The organism is Virgibacillus necropolis (genome assembly GCF_044793635.1).
GTDB lineage: Bacteria > Bacillota > Bacilli > Bacillales > Amphibacillaceae > Virgibacillus_F > Virgibacillus_F necropolis_A.
In genome coordinates this window covers 39,305-54,722 of the sequence record NZ_CP084993.1, presented here as the reverse complement: position 1 = coordinate 54,722, position 15,418 = coordinate 39,305, and the positions used below count along the sequence as shown (strand labels likewise).

At 32.5% G+C, this 15,418-nt stretch carries 18 protein-coding genes; 6 read left to right on the top strand and 12 right to left on the bottom strand.

Going from position 1 to position 15,418, the window contains the following annotated elements; genetic code table 11:
- Positions 1–151: 151 nt before the first annotated feature.
- The 10 genes from LG329_RS19700 to mobQ form a co-directional block, all read right to left on the bottom strand.
- A complete protein-coding gene (locus tag LG329_RS19700) occupies positions 152–1,261 on the bottom strand; it encodes a hypothetical protein (RefSeq protein WP_404456872.1) in 1,110 nt (369 codons plus the stop codon).
- Positions 1,262–1,441: 180 nt separating this feature from the next.
- Positions 1,442–1,882 (bottom strand): PH domain-containing protein, encoded by a 441-nt coding sequence (locus tag LG329_RS19695; RefSeq protein ID WP_404456869.1) that lies wholly within the window; start codon positions 1,880–1,882, stop codon positions 1,442–1,444.
- A gap of 123 nt (positions 1,883–2,005) precedes the next feature.
- Entirely contained in the window at positions 2,006–2,566 is a 561-nt protein-coding gene (locus LG329_RS19690) for a GNAT family N-acetyltransferase (RefSeq protein ID WP_404456866.1), read from the bottom strand.
- Positions 2,567–2,649: 83 nt separating this feature from the next.
- Entirely contained in the window at positions 2,650–3,084 is a 435-nt protein-coding gene (locus LG329_RS19685) for a pyridoxamine 5'-phosphate oxidase family protein (protein WP_404456864.1), read from the bottom strand.
- 49 nt (positions 3,085–3,133) lie between these two features.
- On the bottom strand, positions 3,134–3,397 hold the full coding sequence (locus tag LG329_RS19680) for a hypothetical protein (RefSeq protein WP_404456861.1): 264 nt from the start codon (positions 3,395–3,397) through the stop codon (positions 3,134–3,136).
- Between the two features lie 163 nt (positions 3,398–3,560).
- Positions 3,561–4,049 (bottom strand): GNAT family N-acetyltransferase, encoded by a 489-nt coding sequence (locus LG329_RS19675; protein ID WP_404456858.1) that lies wholly within the window; start codon positions 4,047–4,049, stop codon positions 3,561–3,563.
- Between the two features lie 103 nt (positions 4,050–4,152).
- The gene (locus LG329_RS19670) at positions 4,153–4,527 is read right to left on the bottom strand and encodes a VOC family protein (RefSeq protein WP_404456855.1); all 375 of its coding nucleotides are present in this window, start codon (positions 4,525–4,527) and stop codon (positions 4,153–4,155) included.
- A 15-nt stretch (positions 4,528–4,542) separates the two neighbouring features.
- The gene (locus tag LG329_RS19665; RefSeq protein ID WP_404456853.1) at positions 4,543–5,676 is read right to left on the bottom strand and encodes an ArsR/SmtB family transcription factor; all 1,134 of its coding nucleotides are present in this window, start codon (positions 5,674–5,676) and stop codon (positions 4,543–4,545) included.
- A 510-nt stretch (positions 5,677–6,186) separates the two neighbouring features.
- On the bottom strand, positions 6,187–8,322 hold the full coding sequence (locus LG329_RS19660) for a VirD4-like conjugal transfer protein, CD1115 family (RefSeq protein ID WP_404456850.1): 2,136 nt from the start codon (positions 8,320–8,322) through the stop codon (positions 6,187–6,189).
- An 18-nt stretch (positions 8,323–8,340) separates the two neighbouring features.
- On the bottom strand, positions 8,341–10,269 hold the full coding sequence (gene mobQ / locus LG329_RS19655; RefSeq protein ID WP_404456847.1) for a MobQ family relaxase: 1,929 nt from the start codon (positions 10,267–10,269) through the stop codon (positions 8,341–8,343).
- A gap of 243 nt (positions 10,270–10,512) precedes the next feature.
- On the opposite strand from mobQ, the gene LG329_RS19650 reads away from it, so the two are divergent.
- The 6 genes from LG329_RS19650 to LG329_RS19625 all read left to right on the top strand — a co-directional run bounded on the left by LG329_RS19650 (position 10,513) and on the right by LG329_RS19625 (position 14,021).
- Positions 10,513–10,770 (top strand): hypothetical protein, encoded by a 258-nt coding sequence (locus LG329_RS19650; protein WP_404456844.1) that lies wholly within the window; start codon positions 10,513–10,515, stop codon positions 10,768–10,770.
- Positions 10,763–11,011 (top strand): hypothetical protein, encoded by a 249-nt coding sequence (locus tag LG329_RS19645; RefSeq protein ID WP_404456842.1) that lies wholly within the window; start codon positions 10,763–10,765, stop codon positions 11,009–11,011. Before LG329_RS19650 ends, LG329_RS19645 begins: the two co-directional genes overlap by 8 nt.
- Positions 11,012–11,025: 14 nt before the next feature.
- Positions 11,026–11,754 (top strand): hypothetical protein, encoded by a 729-nt coding sequence (locus LG329_RS19640; protein ID WP_404456839.1) that lies wholly within the window; start codon positions 11,026–11,028, stop codon positions 11,752–11,754.
- A gap of 203 nt (positions 11,755–11,957) precedes the next feature.
- Positions 11,958–12,989 (top strand): hypothetical protein, encoded by a 1,032-nt coding sequence (locus LG329_RS19635; RefSeq protein ID WP_404456836.1) that lies wholly within the window; start codon positions 11,958–11,960, stop codon positions 12,987–12,989.
- A 4-nt stretch (positions 12,990–12,993) separates the two neighbouring features.
- Positions 12,994–13,272 carry a hypothetical protein gene (locus tag LG329_RS19630; RefSeq protein WP_404456833.1) on the top strand — a complete coding sequence of 93 codons (279 nt, stop codon included), beginning with the start codon at positions 12,994–12,996 and terminating at the stop codon, positions 13,270–13,272.
- Positions 13,273–13,460: 188 nt separating this feature from the next.
- Positions 13,461–14,021 carry a DUF3967 domain-containing protein gene (locus tag LG329_RS19625; RefSeq protein WP_404456830.1) on the top strand — a complete coding sequence of 187 codons (561 nt, stop codon included), beginning with the start codon at positions 13,461–13,463 and terminating at the stop codon, positions 14,019–14,021.
- Positions 14,022–14,036: 15 nt separating this feature from the next.
- Here LG329_RS19625 and LG329_RS19620 read toward each other — a convergent pair whose 3' ends face one another.
- Positions 14,037–14,159, bottom strand: coding sequence for a hypothetical protein (locus LG329_RS19620; RefSeq protein WP_404456827.1), 123 nt, complete (start codon positions 14,157–14,159; stop codon positions 14,037–14,039).
- A gap of 112 nt (positions 14,160–14,271) precedes the next feature.
- Positions 14,272–15,249, bottom strand: a complete 978-nt coding sequence (locus LG329_RS19615) for a hypothetical protein (protein WP_404456825.1) — start codon at positions 15,247–15,249, stop codon at positions 14,272–14,274.
- Positions 15,250–15,418: the final 169 nt, after the last annotated feature.

Genomic DNA, 15,418 nt, shown 5'->3' with positions numbered 1-15,418 from the left:
AATAACTTCATTCCTACTATCTATCAAAAGAACGGGGATGCCTTTAAGGCATTATTTTACTTTTCAAGGATAACTCTTTGTAGATTGGTGCAATCTTTATTACAAAATCGCGCCCGATTAAAGAACACTAACCTATACATAAACCTAAATGTTACTCATCTACTTGGTACGTTTTAGGGGTACTCATTGTTTCATCAACTTTCTCTATTAGTTTCTGATTTATATTAAGTTTCCCTATAACTATTTCTTCTAATAAAACATTCTTTGTGACATACCCATCGAGTATTAACGAAGCAAAGCATTGCGCATTTACAGTTTGTTTCCTTTCGAGCTCAAAGGGTATGGTTCCATAACTATGTGCAGCGTCGTTCCTGAGCGCAAATAGGTTATAATAGAAATCGATATAAGTAGTTTCACTTTTTGGGAATGTATCATCAGGATTTATACCGATTTGATTAATCCATTTTTGTTTATGCTCTAAAAGACGGTTTCTATTTTCCTTTTTAGGCGGTTTTCCTATCAATGCTTCAACGCATCTACAAGCTTGTACAATTGCTGCCTCATAATCAGATATTAAATTTGCTTGCTCCCAAAATTCCGGTTCATGACTTAGATGCTTTTTATAGGGATAACGACCTAGCTCACACATTAAACAACAATAATGTGAATTCATGGATGCATAAAAGGTACTCACAGCAGTAAATGCTTTATCGTCACGTAAAAGCAATTCTATGATTGGAGAAATTAAATATAAATCATTGAGCTTTAAAATAGTACCATTCAGTAAACTATATCTTTCAGCGTCATCACAATCATATATTTCTTGCTCTGATATTAGTTTATTCGAATCAAAATAGTAACACCACCTATACTCCAATTCCAAAGTGTGCTCAAATTCTCTTGAGTAAGAGTATGCTAGTTGTATTACTGTTCCAATGTTCTTCCAAAAATTTCTGTCCTTTACATTCTTTGAGACTCTTGATACTAATGCGGTATAAGAATCCTTAGTATGTGTCCATAAAAATAGTTCTTCATCATCACATTTCATTAATGGAACAAAGTCATGTACATTAGGTTTATAACTATTTTCAAACTTGATTCCTTGTATAAAAGCATGATTACATACATTATTTGGTATATCATTTGGATAGTATTCATCCAAATATGCTTGACGTTTTTTATACATTTCATCAAGTCCGATTGCTAACTCACTTGTGAATTTAGCCCAAAAACTATTGTCTTTATTATCATCACTGTTCATAAATTCACCCCATATCAAATAAAGCTAGATACCAAATTTAATCTTCTATAACCTGGCCTTTATGTACAATACGGGCGCCTATCTTTATTACAGAAAAGCGCCCTTTTATGGAATAACCTGAGCTATTAACCGGTATTTGAAATAACTGTAAAGCTCTCCCATCCACCATCTTGACTGACATTAATCATTTATATGAATATCAGGGTTTTGCCTTTGTAAATAGGAAATAAAAGTATCTTTGTTTTTGGGTGAGACCATTGCAACGTTAGTGGTTAATTTTCCATAAGTAATTTCATACTTTTCAAAAGAAAAGGCGGCACTGGCAAGAATCCCTTTTGTATATTTAATTGATACAATGTCACTTATGGGAACCTTAATTTTATGTGGCCCAAAAGAAATAAATAAAATATCATCTACAATTGAATAATATGCTCCCCACCAAACCCAGCCTATGTATATACTAGCAACTAACAATAAGATTGCAACGAACCCTTTTAATATAATTGAAGAACCATCATTAGTTGGTACAAATAAAATTGCCAATATAGCCGTTATTAGGGATGCCATCACAATGTAGTTCATAATAAAATGAAACAAACTTTTTTTCGGTTTGAATTTCAATTTTTCAACCCCTATACGGAATATATTATCATTAACAAATAATTCATCTTAGCAATTTGATCCAGGAGGGGCACAAACCTTATTCCTGATATGCGCCCGATGATGGAAGAACCTTTATAATATTTATTTGTTCCATTCATACTCCAAAACACTATATAGTAAAGAACTTCTCCAACCATCTTTTATCAGTAGGTCCTCACGTATTTTCCCTTCCCGGGTCATCCCAGCTCTTTCTAAAACCATTAATGACCCAATATTTCTAGTGTCACAAGTTGCATATATTCGATGGAGGTTTAATTCTCTAAAACCAAAGTCAATAAGCAGTTTAGCGACGGATGTTGCTATTCCCTTTCCCCAATATTCTGGATTAACAATATAACCGATTTCTCCGCTTTTATTGGTAAAATCTCTGATATTGAACTCTCCAGCCCCGATCATTCTATTATCATCTTTATGAACTATTGCAAGTACATATCTTAACCTTGGTTCCTCAGCCGCAGCATTCATCGCTTTATGAATAAAGTCCTTTGTATCTTTTTCAGTATTAGGTCCCCAAGGTTGATATTGTGAAACTTTATCTTGTGATGCATATTTATGAACGTCAATCCAATCGTTTTCATTGAATTCCCTTAATAATAACCTTTCATTTGAGAGAATAACATTATTTGACTCGATTAAATCCACCTCCATCTGTAGTGAGTTACATAGTTATCAAAATCAATTAAGAAAAAGTACCATTACTCGATATTGAACAGTCATTTAAGCAATTAAGCGGTATATGATTGATCTCTAACAACTACAGTTTCAGGTTCAAAGCGAATGAACACATTTTGAGGATCTTGGTTTTTAAATCTAGGATCCCAGTTATTTTCCTTTGGACCCAAATATTTTGTAAATAACCGTTTTGCTAAGTCAAAATTAAATTGTTCTACCGTTGCTTTTCCTCTGAATCCTGCGTGTAATACCTTACCTGTAGTAGGATTAAAATCTACAATACCGATAGCACAATTTGGATTTTTGCCTATTCTGAGTGGAAAGGTATCTCCAGGCGTTCCTATAACCCAAAGGAATTTATCTTCCCAAATAAACCACACCGGTGATTCCCTTGGCCCTTCGGGAGAAGCCGTCGACAAATGAGCAAATAACGGTTTCTTTAAAAATTCATCCAAATCAAAACTTCGTTCACCTTTAATAATCTCCATTTATTCTACCCCTTTATTAAAGATTAGCGCCCGATTCAGGAATAATTTTTTACGGTTCACTAATTCCTACTGCAAGCAAAAGAAAATAAGCGACAACTAACACTCCACCATTCAAAATTATTCCTGTTATAACAAACCACAGTTTTTTAGATAATATCGCAAAAATAATTCCAAGTACGGAAAGAAACGTAAACACACTAATGATTAATGTCAAATTCGCATTAGGCCCCCTTGTTATAAAGAAAAAGATGACACTTATTATCACGCTCAATATTGATAAGAAACCTAATACATTCTTTGTTCTTTTGTTCAAGATTATATATCCCCCCTTAAATCAGTAATTTTTGTTAAACAAAATGGACGCTTAACTTAATACTAATTATTTCAAATTCAAGGAATAAACTCAATCTTTCCTATAAAAAAAGGAACTTACCTTATTCGCGATAAGCGCCCTTTAGTTGAACAAGAAAATGATTTTAAATCTTTCTGGAATGTCTCAGTTTAATATACGTTGGATATTCTTTTGGGATATTTTCGTATTGAAATTTGAAACCTTTGGATTCGTAAAAGGGAATTCCTTTCATATTTCCTTTTTGTACGGATACCCACTGCTTTTTGGCGCCATACTCCTCTTTTTGTTGTTTCGTAATAGCATCTAATAATTTAGAGCCAATGCCTTCATTTCTCCTTTCGGGGTCAACGTATATTACAAATAATTCTCCGACCTCTTCATCTATCATTCCTCCACCTGCAGCACCAACTACTTTTCCGTTTTCGACAGCTGCAAAATATCCACCCCAGTCACGATTTGATTCGGTTACTTCTCTTAATATTCTCTCGTGATTATAAAAATCCCTAATAACTCTTTCAATCCACTCTTTTGAGTGGGTTTCTCCATAAGTCGCCCAATAACCCCTGATACATACACTTGAAATTCCTTCAACGTGGCTTTCATTAGCTATCATAATTTGTATCAGATAGATTCTCCTTTCTTTGTACAATATCATTTCGGAATAAATTATTATTCAACATAATGGCTCAATCGTATTATAAGGTTAGCCAATAATTTTATGATATTGGTTGGACAATCCAAATTCGATAACCATCCGGATCAGCTATGACTGCTTCTTTAACTCCCCACTCACGGTCTACTGGTTCCTGAACGATTTCCCCACCAGCACTTTTGATGAAATCAACAGCGGCCACTACATCATCAGTCATTAATTCAAATACAATTCCTTTTTCCACCGGTTGAGGTTCATCAATAATATGCAGCATAACGCTGATTTTATTGTCACCTTCCCCAACAGAAAAATAAGCCATACCATTTTCTACAAAATCTTCGGTCAGGTTTAATACATTTTTATAAAAATCGATTGATCTCTCCAAATCTTTTATCGGAATAATAATTGTATTGATTTTTTCAATATGAAAATTTGCCATTGGATTCCTCTCCTTTTATTGTAAGAATATCTCTAGCACATCGATTACTTTTTTGATCTTATCAGTATTGATTGAGAAGTATTTTGTGTTCCCTACTCTACGGAATGACACGAGTCCTGATTTGTTTAATTGGTTCAGATGACGCGATATCGTACTTTGCTTCATGTCCAGTTTCATTACAATTTGCTGTGCAAACATTTCCCCGTTTTCAGCTAACAATCCAATGATTTGAACACGTGTTTTATCTCCCATCCCCTCGAATGCCGGTGAAACTGCCGTGAAATCTGGTTCTTTCGTTTGTTTTTCCAAACTATCTTCTGCAGGTTCAAACATAACGTACATGTGTTGGTCGACACTGAAAAGAATCAATAGTCGATCTAAATTAAATACAGGTATAAATGTCACGCTTTTTGCCCGCTTTATATTATTGAGTTCATTCGTATCAGGAGAAAGTCTAGTTACTTCCATAAGAGCTTCATCATTTGTCCGATACGCCTTGGATATAAGATGATTATTTTTCCGCTGCCATTCACCTAAACGTTTATCTTCCTTTTCCCAAAGCTGTTTAAAGCCGGATAACCAAAATCCCTCAATTAGGTGAATGATTTTTTCTTTAACAAGCTTCAGGTCGTCATAAAAGGTGAGAGATTCCTCTATATCCTTCCCTGCCCAGCTTAGCAAAACTGCTTTAATGGCCCTGCGTCGATTCACGGGCTTCTTTAACTCTTCCACTTCTAAGCTAACATTCTCCATAGTATCCTCCACCAGAGGAACACGAGGTAGAAACTGATAATAATAGTCCATGTTTTCCCTGATTCCGTATATAAGAAGATCTAACACTTGCTCTTCAGGCATCACCTTCCACCAGGTGATAAACTGCTCCCAATCCTCATTCAAATTATCATGCTTTTTAATGTAAAATTCCCGAAGAATAACAGCGTGAGCAAAAACAGTTCTTAGGAGGTATAAATCCTCTATAATATTTTTTGGCAGTTGGTTGGAAAAATAATTTAACCACCCTGATGAATGGGGGGAACTGTTCAAAAAGTAATCAGTTAGTTGAATATTGGTCAGAAGGTTAACACCCAGTGACTGTTCCATTTGTAAATTTGGTGATGGGTAAGTAGATACAAAAAAGTCCCTTTTCATGGTACACCTCCCTACATGCATATATTCAATATTTGAATATAAGCTATTTTACCCAAATACTAATTAATTTTCAAGTAATTTTTGTAGTATTAAATCAATACACCTTTTAACTCTTTTCTTTATCCAAATAGGAAGAAACCCATTTTGAAATTAATCAAAATGGGTTCCTTCCAAGCGGCTTTAGGATTGATTTACATAAAAAGTTTGGCGTTTTACGTATATGGTTTCGGTTTCCACAACTACAATTCATAATGCAATAAAAAAATTTAAACTTAGTAAACAGGATAATCATTAAATACTAATGCCTGTTTACTCAATAATAATTATTTGATATTTACTCAATCCTTTATAAGGAGTTATTCCGCAATATGGCCCGTTTGCGGAAGATCACTAAGGTAGCCTCTTTACTGAACTATCACATTTTCGACTCCAACTATCACACCTTTGATTCCAAAAATTATGGTTATTTAGCTTTGATCATCCAGCAAACGTTTTATAGATTCTTTCTTTTTAATAAATAGGTAGTTCATCTTTAACTTTATCATCTTCTTTCTCTTCGTATGTTTCTTCTTCATTTTCTAAGTTAAATTGTTCTGCTGCATCATTAATCGTATCTTGATCAATCGTTCCTTCAACTTCTTCTAGCTCATACAAATCATTTTCAAGTCCTTGAAGTGTTTCTTCCACATCATCTCCTTCAATTGAAATAGTTTGCTTGTCACCGTTTTGTGCTGATGCATCAGTATTCATTAGGTCTAATTCTTCTTGTGTTAATTCATCATCTTGAAGGATGATGTCTTCTTCTTTAGGGGGCTTTGGTATTAAATCTTTTGCTTCCTTGAAAGGTTCTTCTGGTTCTTCTTTTTGTTGAGGAACAAAAGGTTTTAAATTAAAAACCTTAATATATTCTTCCCTATTGTTCCTGTAACAAGGTTTTCTATTTTTGTCCGTTAAAAACCCATTGTAAATAATAAATTGAAACGCTTTTTTTGCTTTTAATGGGCTTGCAGAAGTTGAAAAGATATAACATTCATCATCCTCTAAATTGGTTAACTTCCCCGCACTTACTAATTCCTTTTTTTGATATTGTTCATTTTCAGACGTACTATGATTATTTTTAGTACTTAATATCCCGCCGCTTTGACTCATTCCCCCTGTTTCAAATCGAACGGTAGATGATTCAGTTAGACTGGCAAAATATTTTGCAGTTTCGGGATCTCCTGTTTTCAGAAAAAGGCGAGTAGCATGGTTGCTTATTATAGTTCTCGCGCCTTCCTTACCGTATTTTTTTTCTAATTGTGCATTATCTTGAATAATGGTTTGCATTGATAATCCTAAACCACGACAAGTTGCTAATGTTTCGTCATACCCGTTCAGTTTTCCGATATTCGCAAATTCATCCAGTAGAAATGTTGTTTTAATTGGTAAAGTGTCATCATCTTGCTTGTCAGCAATAGAATAAAAGGTATCTATAAGTTGATCAAAAAATGTAGCTGTAATCGCCTGGAAGGGATTCTTCCGCATTGGTATTTTGACATATAGGATGCTTTTTTGTTTTTGGAAGTCATAAAAGTTAAAATCACTTTTTCTAGTCATTTGATTCACCTTAGTAATTCGAAAACTAGATATGGAAGAATCAAAGTTTGATAAAACACTTGCACGTGTTGGCCCTTCAAGGGAGGTTGTTCCTTTTAAAGTTGAATAAGCATCGTTATCTTTTCCAACAACTTCATCAACAAAGTAATGATACATTTCTTGACTTGGACTAACATATTCGTTATAGACATGAATTACATCATTCATATTCGCTTGTTTATTTACACTTTTACAATATACAATCAATCCAAAAAGTATTTTTTGAGCACGTTCCCCAAAAAAGTCTATTTCTGGCTTTTCAGTTGCATTTTTGGCTATCGTCATTGATACGCTCTGCGCGTCCTGATCACTATTAACATAATCCAAAATATTATATTGACTCTGTTCAAAATCAACAAAATCAATTTGATACACGTCATAACCTTGATCTCTTTTTAATTGAGAAGTTAAATTGAAAAGTTCCCCTTTTGGGTCAGTCACTATCATAGTTTCATTTCTTATATTAATTAGGTTGGGTATTACATACCCTTGCCCTTTTGAAGAACCAGAAGAACCAATAACTAATACATTTTTATTATCAGCCGATGTATCTTCAGGAATTGTAATCAGGTTTTTCTTATTTTCTTCCCTGGCTAGAATAATTCCTTCTTCTGTTCCTAAAGCTACCTTTTTATCGTTATTGTCATACTTTGTATATTTCCGTTTAGCAGTAATCTCTTTATTAATATAATCAATTGGTTTTGCCATTCTCCCTGAACCATGAACCCCGTGTTCAGAAGCATCTTCGTATGTTTTTTCAAATATATCTATATGTTTTAAAAACCAACCTATAAACAGTCCAGAAATTGCTACAATCACCAATAAATATTCGGGTGATGTTGTTTGAAGAAATTGAAAGACCGACTCATAATTTAATAAAGCATCTCTTAAATTTATTTTTTCCAACAAACCGTATAGCAAGCCAGAAATAGAGTAAACCACTATACATGTGAGTAAAGCTGTAGCAACAATCTTTTGCCATGAGCCCTTTTTTAATTTCCTTTTCTTCATGTACAACCATCCTTTCTATTAGAGTTCTAAATGATTTCCTTTTTCTCTATGCTTACGTCGTTTTTTCTTATAACTTGGTTCCATCTTCTGCGCTTTTTCTTTCTTTGCTTGTTGCATATCTTCAAGCGCTTGGAATAATCCATCAGATATATGATTCATATATGCTTTTTCCACCTTATGATTAGGTGTTTTATCTTGTTTGTTACTGTGTTCTTCTTGTCGTTGTTTGTGGTTTATTGCCAATTGTTTTAGGTCTTTATCAAGATCAGAAGTAGACTTTCCTTCTGCTTTCAATTGGTTTAGCTGCACTAATGCTTCTGTACTGGAAACATGTTGTACATCCTCCTGATTATAATGTTGACTTAAATCTTTTCGTAAAAATTCTTTGTTTCCTTCTAATTCGTGGGAAAGCTGTTTCTTTTGTAACTGGTATTCTTCCATTTTATTGCTTGCAATATATGCCTTATCAAAGTTCTTCTTCTTTAGTGCTTCCACTCTTTCTCTCGATTGTTTCTTGATGGCACGATCAAGAATAAAGATACTTTTCTCTGCGTTTCGTGTTTGTTTTATTAATGGAACAGTTAATGACTGATCCATTTCAAGATGTTTAATTTCATGTTTCGGTATCAGTGTACCTGTGTCTTTAAAATGTTCCACTGCCGCGTACATTTCATCTGCTTTATAGGATTTGCTTTCACCATATAGATGAGTAAACTCTTGTTCCGTAAATCGTTTTTGCAATTCAAGAGCAAGTTCCGCCTTTTTTTCAGCCATTTGGAATTTCTTGAACTCTTTTTCGTATTCATTTTCTAAACCTTTAATAGCAGTTATTTTATCGTTAAATTGCTGCTGAAATTTAGAAGGCATAAAACCATAACGGATGACCTGTTTCTTTTCATTGTTAAATGCATTTTTTGCTTTATTTAATGTATTTTTTTCTGCAAGAATTTTTGTCTTTTGTTTATCTAATTTCTTGCTCCAATTACCCTCCGATATATCTTTATAGATATTACTTGCCACTTTATAATCCACATATGATTTAGAACGTTTAGCAACCATAGTTAAAGCTGATTTTTGCATGTCTGTTAAAGATACATTCTTTCGAATAGATGCCAATGAATGATCAGTTTCTTTTTCTTGTTTATGTGATTCTAATGAAACAACTTTTTCTTGTTCTTTAGAAAGCTCTTTATTTATTTGTATTATCTCTTTGTTTAATTTCCCATAATGTGTAACCGGTTGATACTCTTGACCTTTTTGTCTCGCTTTATCTTTCATTCGATTTTCATATTGATATGAGTCTCTAGACAATCTAATCTTTGGTATTTTTTCAAGACCCTGTTTCGCATAACTCTCATGAGAAACATAATCTTCTATTCCTTTTTCTTTAAATTTATAATTGATTCTATCTGCTAAATCTTTTCTCCATTTAATCATCGTCTCTTTCTTATTCCAGTCGGTTAAATGAATAGATTTCCCATTTTCTTTTTTTCGTTTATTACCCCATGTACCATCATCATTAAATGGACGGATAGTCAACATAATATGCGCATGTGGATTATGTTTTTTGTCTCGGTGAATATTAATATCAGCAACCATTCCTTCATCCGAAAAGTTTTCTTTACAAAAATCTAAAGTTAAATCTGTTTGTTCTTCATTTGAAAGTTGGGTCGGTAAAGAAATAACTATTTCACGAGCTAATTGTGAGTTATGTTGTTTTTCTTTTTTTTCAACTTCATTCCATAAAGACTGTCTATCCTTAGTCCATTCAGGAGCATTTTTTGGTGAAAGAATATATGAATCTGGTTGAACTTCCCGTTCTTTAAAATTCTTTGTTAAACCATCACGTTCAGAATATAAAGCTGAGCCAGAACGATAAGCTGAACAAGCAACGGCAGAACGATTTGATTTACTAATAATTTGTGTACTAAATCTAAAATGACTCATATACTCTTTCACCTCTTTTCCATTTCAGCCCCTGCGGGTAATTTGCGACAGCAAACAAGTAATATCGTTAGATATTTTATCGAGCAATGTGCGAGTCCCACGTTTTCCCCTGTAAGGGGTATAACTGGGCACTAAGATAATTCCTTAGTGATTATTATATCATGAATTGGAAGATCATGGTAGACAAATTGTTCATTGAATTGTATAATTTACTAAATACTTAAAAAGAAAGGAGAATAAAATATGTCAAAACGAGACCCAATATCACAAGCCCAAAATCTTGAGAAAAAAATAAAAGAAATGCAAGAAAAACAACAACGATATATTGAAAAAGCACAGAGAGAAATCGGAGAATATTTAATGAATACATGGGATGTAGAGGATATTCAACAATCAAAGCTACTTATCGATAATTTAAAAGATCAGGCACAAGATTATTTCAAAGAAACCCATCAAGGAAATAACGAGAATAATAAATATTCTCCTGATAACAATGGATAAAAAACTGCCTATATCGGATGCTGAAAAACGTATTCAACAATTGCAAGAACGAAAAAAAAATATACAACGTCTAGCCAGCGAAAGAGAACGAAAAAAAAGAGCCAATCGGTTAATTCAAACTGGCGCATTGGCAGAAAAGTATTTCGAAATAGAAAAATTATCTATTGAGGAAAGGGAAAGTCTCTTTAAAATTTTTTCTGAATACATTAAAGCAAATACACCATCTAAGTTAAAAAAATAGAAAGGAGTATTATAATGTCAGTCGATAATGTTAGCCAGGAGCTTTATGACATTTTGGAAAGTTTATTTGATAAAGCTAATAAATTAAGTAAGAGCAGATTAAATAAAGAAAAAAACCTTGAACAAGCAGAACAAAAGAACGATAATAATAAAACTGATACAAAAGAACGAAGTAAAGAAAAGGAACAAAAAGTTTCTTTAAGTGAATTATCATTCAAGGAATTGTCATCAGCCAAAAGTAAACTAAATGATCTACGAAGTGAAATTAATCAAAATCCTAGAAAGTATAAACAAGAATTACTAAAACTAGATAAGGCAGAAAATAAAATTGATAGTGCATTAGATAAACGAAAACAAAAAGACTTAAATAAAGCTATTACTACGTTAAAGAAGAATCCTAGACGTTATGTATTAAAAGTAGTTGAAACTAAAAATAAATTAGATACGTTACGTATTCACTTAGAAAAACATCCAAGACAAAATAAATCCGAACTTAGTAGAATTAACCAGCTTGAAGGTAAGTTAAATTCAAAGATTGAAAACATGAAATCTAAGCAGCTAAATAAAGCCATATATGTTATCCAGAAAAACCCTAAACGGTATGGTAAAGAATTAGGTAAATTTCAAGATATTGAGAAAAAGTTAAACAGTCAAAAAGCAAAAAATGAGAAGGATATAAAAGAAAAACAAAACGTAAAAACGAAAGAAAAATCAAAAGAAAATTCACTAGAATTAACTATGTAGAAACCTGTTTTTAAAAGGTTTCTTTTTTAATCTACATTATATACTGTAATATATCATTAAGTGTTTTATGGCTATTACATATATTGTAATATATACTGTAGTGTAACTCCTTGTTAATTTTTACTTGTAGTATATACTGTAATATAGTATGATGAATTTAAGTTATTAAAATATACTACAATATATAAAGGAGTGTTGGGAAAATGAAGGTTTTCGCATTTGACGTTGGGAATGGTTTTGTAAAGGCAAAAAATGAAAAAAGAACAATGATTGCACCAAGCTGTTTTGCTAAAGAAAAAGACTTAGGGGAAAGTACAGTAAATGAACTGGAAGAAAAGACAGATTATCAAGTTTATAAATCAACCCTTGATCAAGACAATTCATATGTCTGGGGTAATGGTATTAAAGATGCTGTTGAACCTGACAAACTCATACACACATATACACACGAAGAAAGATATGAACAAAAACGCTTTAAACTTTTAGCAGAATTTATCCTGGCTGAATTAGCAAGTGACTTTGATGAGGCTCACTTAGACGTAACAGTTGTAACCGGTCTTCCATCTAAGGAAATAAAAAGTGCAGCAGAACAAAAGCTAAGAGACTTCTTTTTAGGAAATCATGTTATTACTCGTAATGGGAAAGAAATGGTTGTTAATGTAAAAGAAATACGTATATTAGAACAACCTTTAGGTACTTTATTAAATCTTTATATGAATGATAATGGGAAGATTCATAAAGATTTAAAAAGAACTACTATCTCTGTACTAGATTTTGGAGCTGGTACGACTATACTTGATACTTATAAAAACATGAAACGGATTCAAAATGATTCAAAAACGTACTATCAAGGCATGAATGATGTGTATACTAATATTACTAATAAGGTACAAGAAAAACACGATGCGAAAAGTCTTGATGAAACTATGATAGAAGATGGTATACGTGACAATTATACAATTACATTTTCTGCACGAAAGAAAATTCCTTTTAAAACAGAAAGTGATGAATCAACCCAAGAGTTTGTGGAACATATGATTTCCAATATTGACCGTACCTTAACAAATAGAGATCATATTGATAAATTTATTATTACTGGTGGAGGATCACAAATTGTTGGCCAGCAATATAAAAAAGCTTTTGGTGAAGAAAGTTTAGAAATTGTAGAGAACAGTCAATTTGCAAATGTTGATGGCTTTTTTAAATTTGCACAGGCTCTAGCAACGAAAGGATGATTGCATGAGTACAACAGAACGAAAACTTTTTTCATATGATAGAGAAGAAGATGCGGATATACATAAGTTTTTAAATAAACTTCCCCCCAGACAACAATCGAAATATATTCGTATTGCACTTCGCTTATTAAAGGAGCAGCTAGAAACAGGTAATATAGAGCAATCAAGAAACCTATCACATGATGTATCGCAACAGAAAAGAGAAAACATTAATACTACAACATATAATGAAGATGATGATTACGAAGATATATCAGGTGATACACTTGATATGGGGAAATAGATAATAGAAAAAATCTAAGAGATACTCACGCTATAAAAAATAGCAAAAGTGAGTATCTTTTTTTAATTGATAAAAAAGTATGTATGGCACTATATCACTTACAAAATATTGATATAGCAATATTTTATTTATATTTGTGTCAGGTAGTGATACAATCATTTACAATAAATTTTTTAGGGGGTAACGATATGTCAAGTGATACAAACAGCGAAAATATTTATAATGCTAGTGATGTTGCAACACTTCTCAATTTAAAGTTATCTACTCTTAGGAAATATGCAAGTGTACTAGAGAACGCAGGTTACAAATACCATAAAAACAACAAAGGTCATCGTGGTTATTTTGATAAAGATGTTATAGCATTACGAAAACTAATAGAGATTAAATCATCCCCTGATATGACACTTGTACGGTCAGCAAACGCTGTAATGTCATGGGTTAAGGAGATGGATGTATCACCCAATGACACAACTGATATAGCACCAAATGAGCGCTATATCAGTTACGATACATTTAAAGAATTTCAAGCTAACCAGGAAGAACAAATACAACAAGTAATAGATTTAAATAAAGAACTACTTAATCGTCTTGATCTACAACAGGAACATCTGGATAATCGCTTAAAAGAACGTGATGAACAATTAATGAACGCAATCAACCAAACATTAGAAACCAAAAAACAAATTGCAGCTACACAAGATGAATCTAAACCGGGGTTCTTTAAGAAACTATTTCTTAAGAAAAAATAACAGGCTTCAAGACTGCTATTCTTTTAATTCATTTATCATTCTTTCGGCTGTTGCTAAAACAGTCTTTTTTGTTGTACCTTCGGTTAATTCCATTTTTTGAAGTCTACTTTTATTAATACTTATATACGTTTCATTCAAAGCTATTTAAGCGCCTCTGTAGATTTATTTTGTTGTATGAATAGATTGATACTCTATCAATCTATTTTGCGTCTTAAAAGCTCTGTATTTGACGATTAAGATTATTAATAGATTACACCAATAGATTACTTTCAAATAAATCGGCAAAAGTATTTCTCATCGTAACGTATAAATAGTTATCTGGAGAATCCTTTTTTTGTTTTTTTATGACTCTGATACCTTTTTGTAGCGCCTGATCGATTGTCATATCTATGTGTTCTTCATCAAGATAAATAAGTGTGTTTCGTTCTTTTTGTACTGAATCTTTAGCACGTAATAGAATACCGTACCATTTATACATTTCATCGTAATCTTGACTTAAAACGGATAAGGTTTTAAATATATTGTCAGGTATTTTACTTTTTAATGTTTGTTTGTATATTTCTTCTTTTTCTTTATCGCTTTTATTTGCTAGAGTTTGATTATTATTACTAGTGGATAAATCGTGATTTTCCGTGTCTTTATATGTATCTTCTTTAATATCTTCTTTATCTTTATAGTGAACCTCATACATAGTAGATCTATTAGCTGTACGTTTTGGACTGTCCATTTTGGACTGTTCAGGATGTACAGTCGAAGGATCACTTTTTTTGGACTGTACAGGATGTACATTTGAAGAATCGTTATCAGAATGGGGGTTTTCCTGGTTCCCCTTTGTATCATTATTCTTTTTACCATTTAAGGTACCATCCCAAATTTCTGCGCCTTCATCTTTAGTGATTTGATTTATTTCTTCATCTGAAAAACGTTCCTGACTGTAATAATAGATATAATCATATTTTTTACCATTTCGGCGGCGCAATTGAACGATATATTTTTCTTCAACAAGATTATCCCATGCCTTCTCGACTTTACGGCGACCAGTTTTTTTAAATCGTTTATAAAGTTCTGTCTTGTACAATTCCCAAGTATCAGGATACGAGGTAAGATTAGAAAGAAGCCCTATTGCTTCAAGACTCAAATTATTTTCATCTTGTAACATGTCACGGTTCAGAGATTCGTAACCTTTTCTTTTAACATACTTTTTTACATTTCCTTTAGTGTTTTCCATAATAAAAACCTCCATTTTTTGTTCCTGCACAAGTTAAAAAACTGACAAGGAAAAACAGAGGTTTTATATCTTTACTTTCATGTATAGAATTGTTATAATTCTATTAGAATAATTACATGAAAAGTTCTCTGATTTCCTTTGGCGAGGGGGCAGGGAATTTTTTTTGTTT

Coding starts and splice junctions, on each gene's coding strand:
- LG329_RS19665 (WP_404456853.1), bottom strand. CDS start 5,676: ATGAAAAGGGACTTTTTTGTATCTACTTACCCATCACCAAATTTACAA.
- LG329_RS19670 (WP_404456855.1), bottom strand. CDS start 4,527: ATGGCAAATTTTCATATTGAAAAAATCAATACAATTATTATTCCGATA.
- LG329_RS19625 (WP_404456830.1), top strand. CDS start 13,461: ATGTCAAGTGATACAAACAGCGAAAATATTTATAATGCTAGTGATGTT.
- LG329_RS19635 (WP_404456836.1), top strand. CDS start 11,958: ATGAAGGTTTTCGCATTTGACGTTGGGAATGGTTTTGTAAAGGCAAAA.
- LG329_RS19615 (WP_404456825.1), bottom strand. CDS start 15,249: ATGGAAAACACTAAAGGAAATGTAAAAAAGTATGTTAAAAGAAAAGGT.
- mobQ (WP_404456847.1), bottom strand. CDS start 10,269: ATGAGTCATTTTAGATTTAGTACACAAATTATTAGTAAATCAAATCGT.
- LG329_RS19640 (WP_404456839.1), top strand. CDS start 11,026: ATGTCAGTCGATAATGTTAGCCAGGAGCTTTATGACATTTTGGAAAGT.
- LG329_RS19630 (WP_404456833.1), top strand. CDS start 12,994: ATGAGTACAACAGAACGAAAACTTTTTTCATATGATAGAGAAGAAGAT.
- LG329_RS19660 (WP_404456850.1), bottom strand. CDS start 8,322: ATGAAGAAAAGGAAATTAAAAAAGGGCTCATGGCAAAAGATTGTTGCT.
- LG329_RS19700 (WP_404456872.1), bottom strand. CDS start 1,261: ATGAACAGTGATGATAATAAAGACAATAGTTTTTGGGCTAAATTCACA.
- LG329_RS19650 (WP_404456844.1), top strand. CDS start 10,513: ATGTCAAAACGAGACCCAATATCACAAGCCCAAAATCTTGAGAAAAAA.
- LG329_RS19675 (WP_404456858.1), bottom strand. CDS start 4,049: ATGATAGCTAATGAAAGCCACGTTGAAGGAATTTCAAGTGTATGTATC.
- LG329_RS19645 (WP_404456842.1), top strand. CDS start 10,763: ATGGATAAAAAACTGCCTATATCGGATGCTGAAAAACGTATTCAACAA.
- LG329_RS19685 (WP_404456864.1), bottom strand. CDS start 3,084: ATGGAGATTATTAAAGGTGAACGAAGTTTTGATTTGGATGAATTTTTA.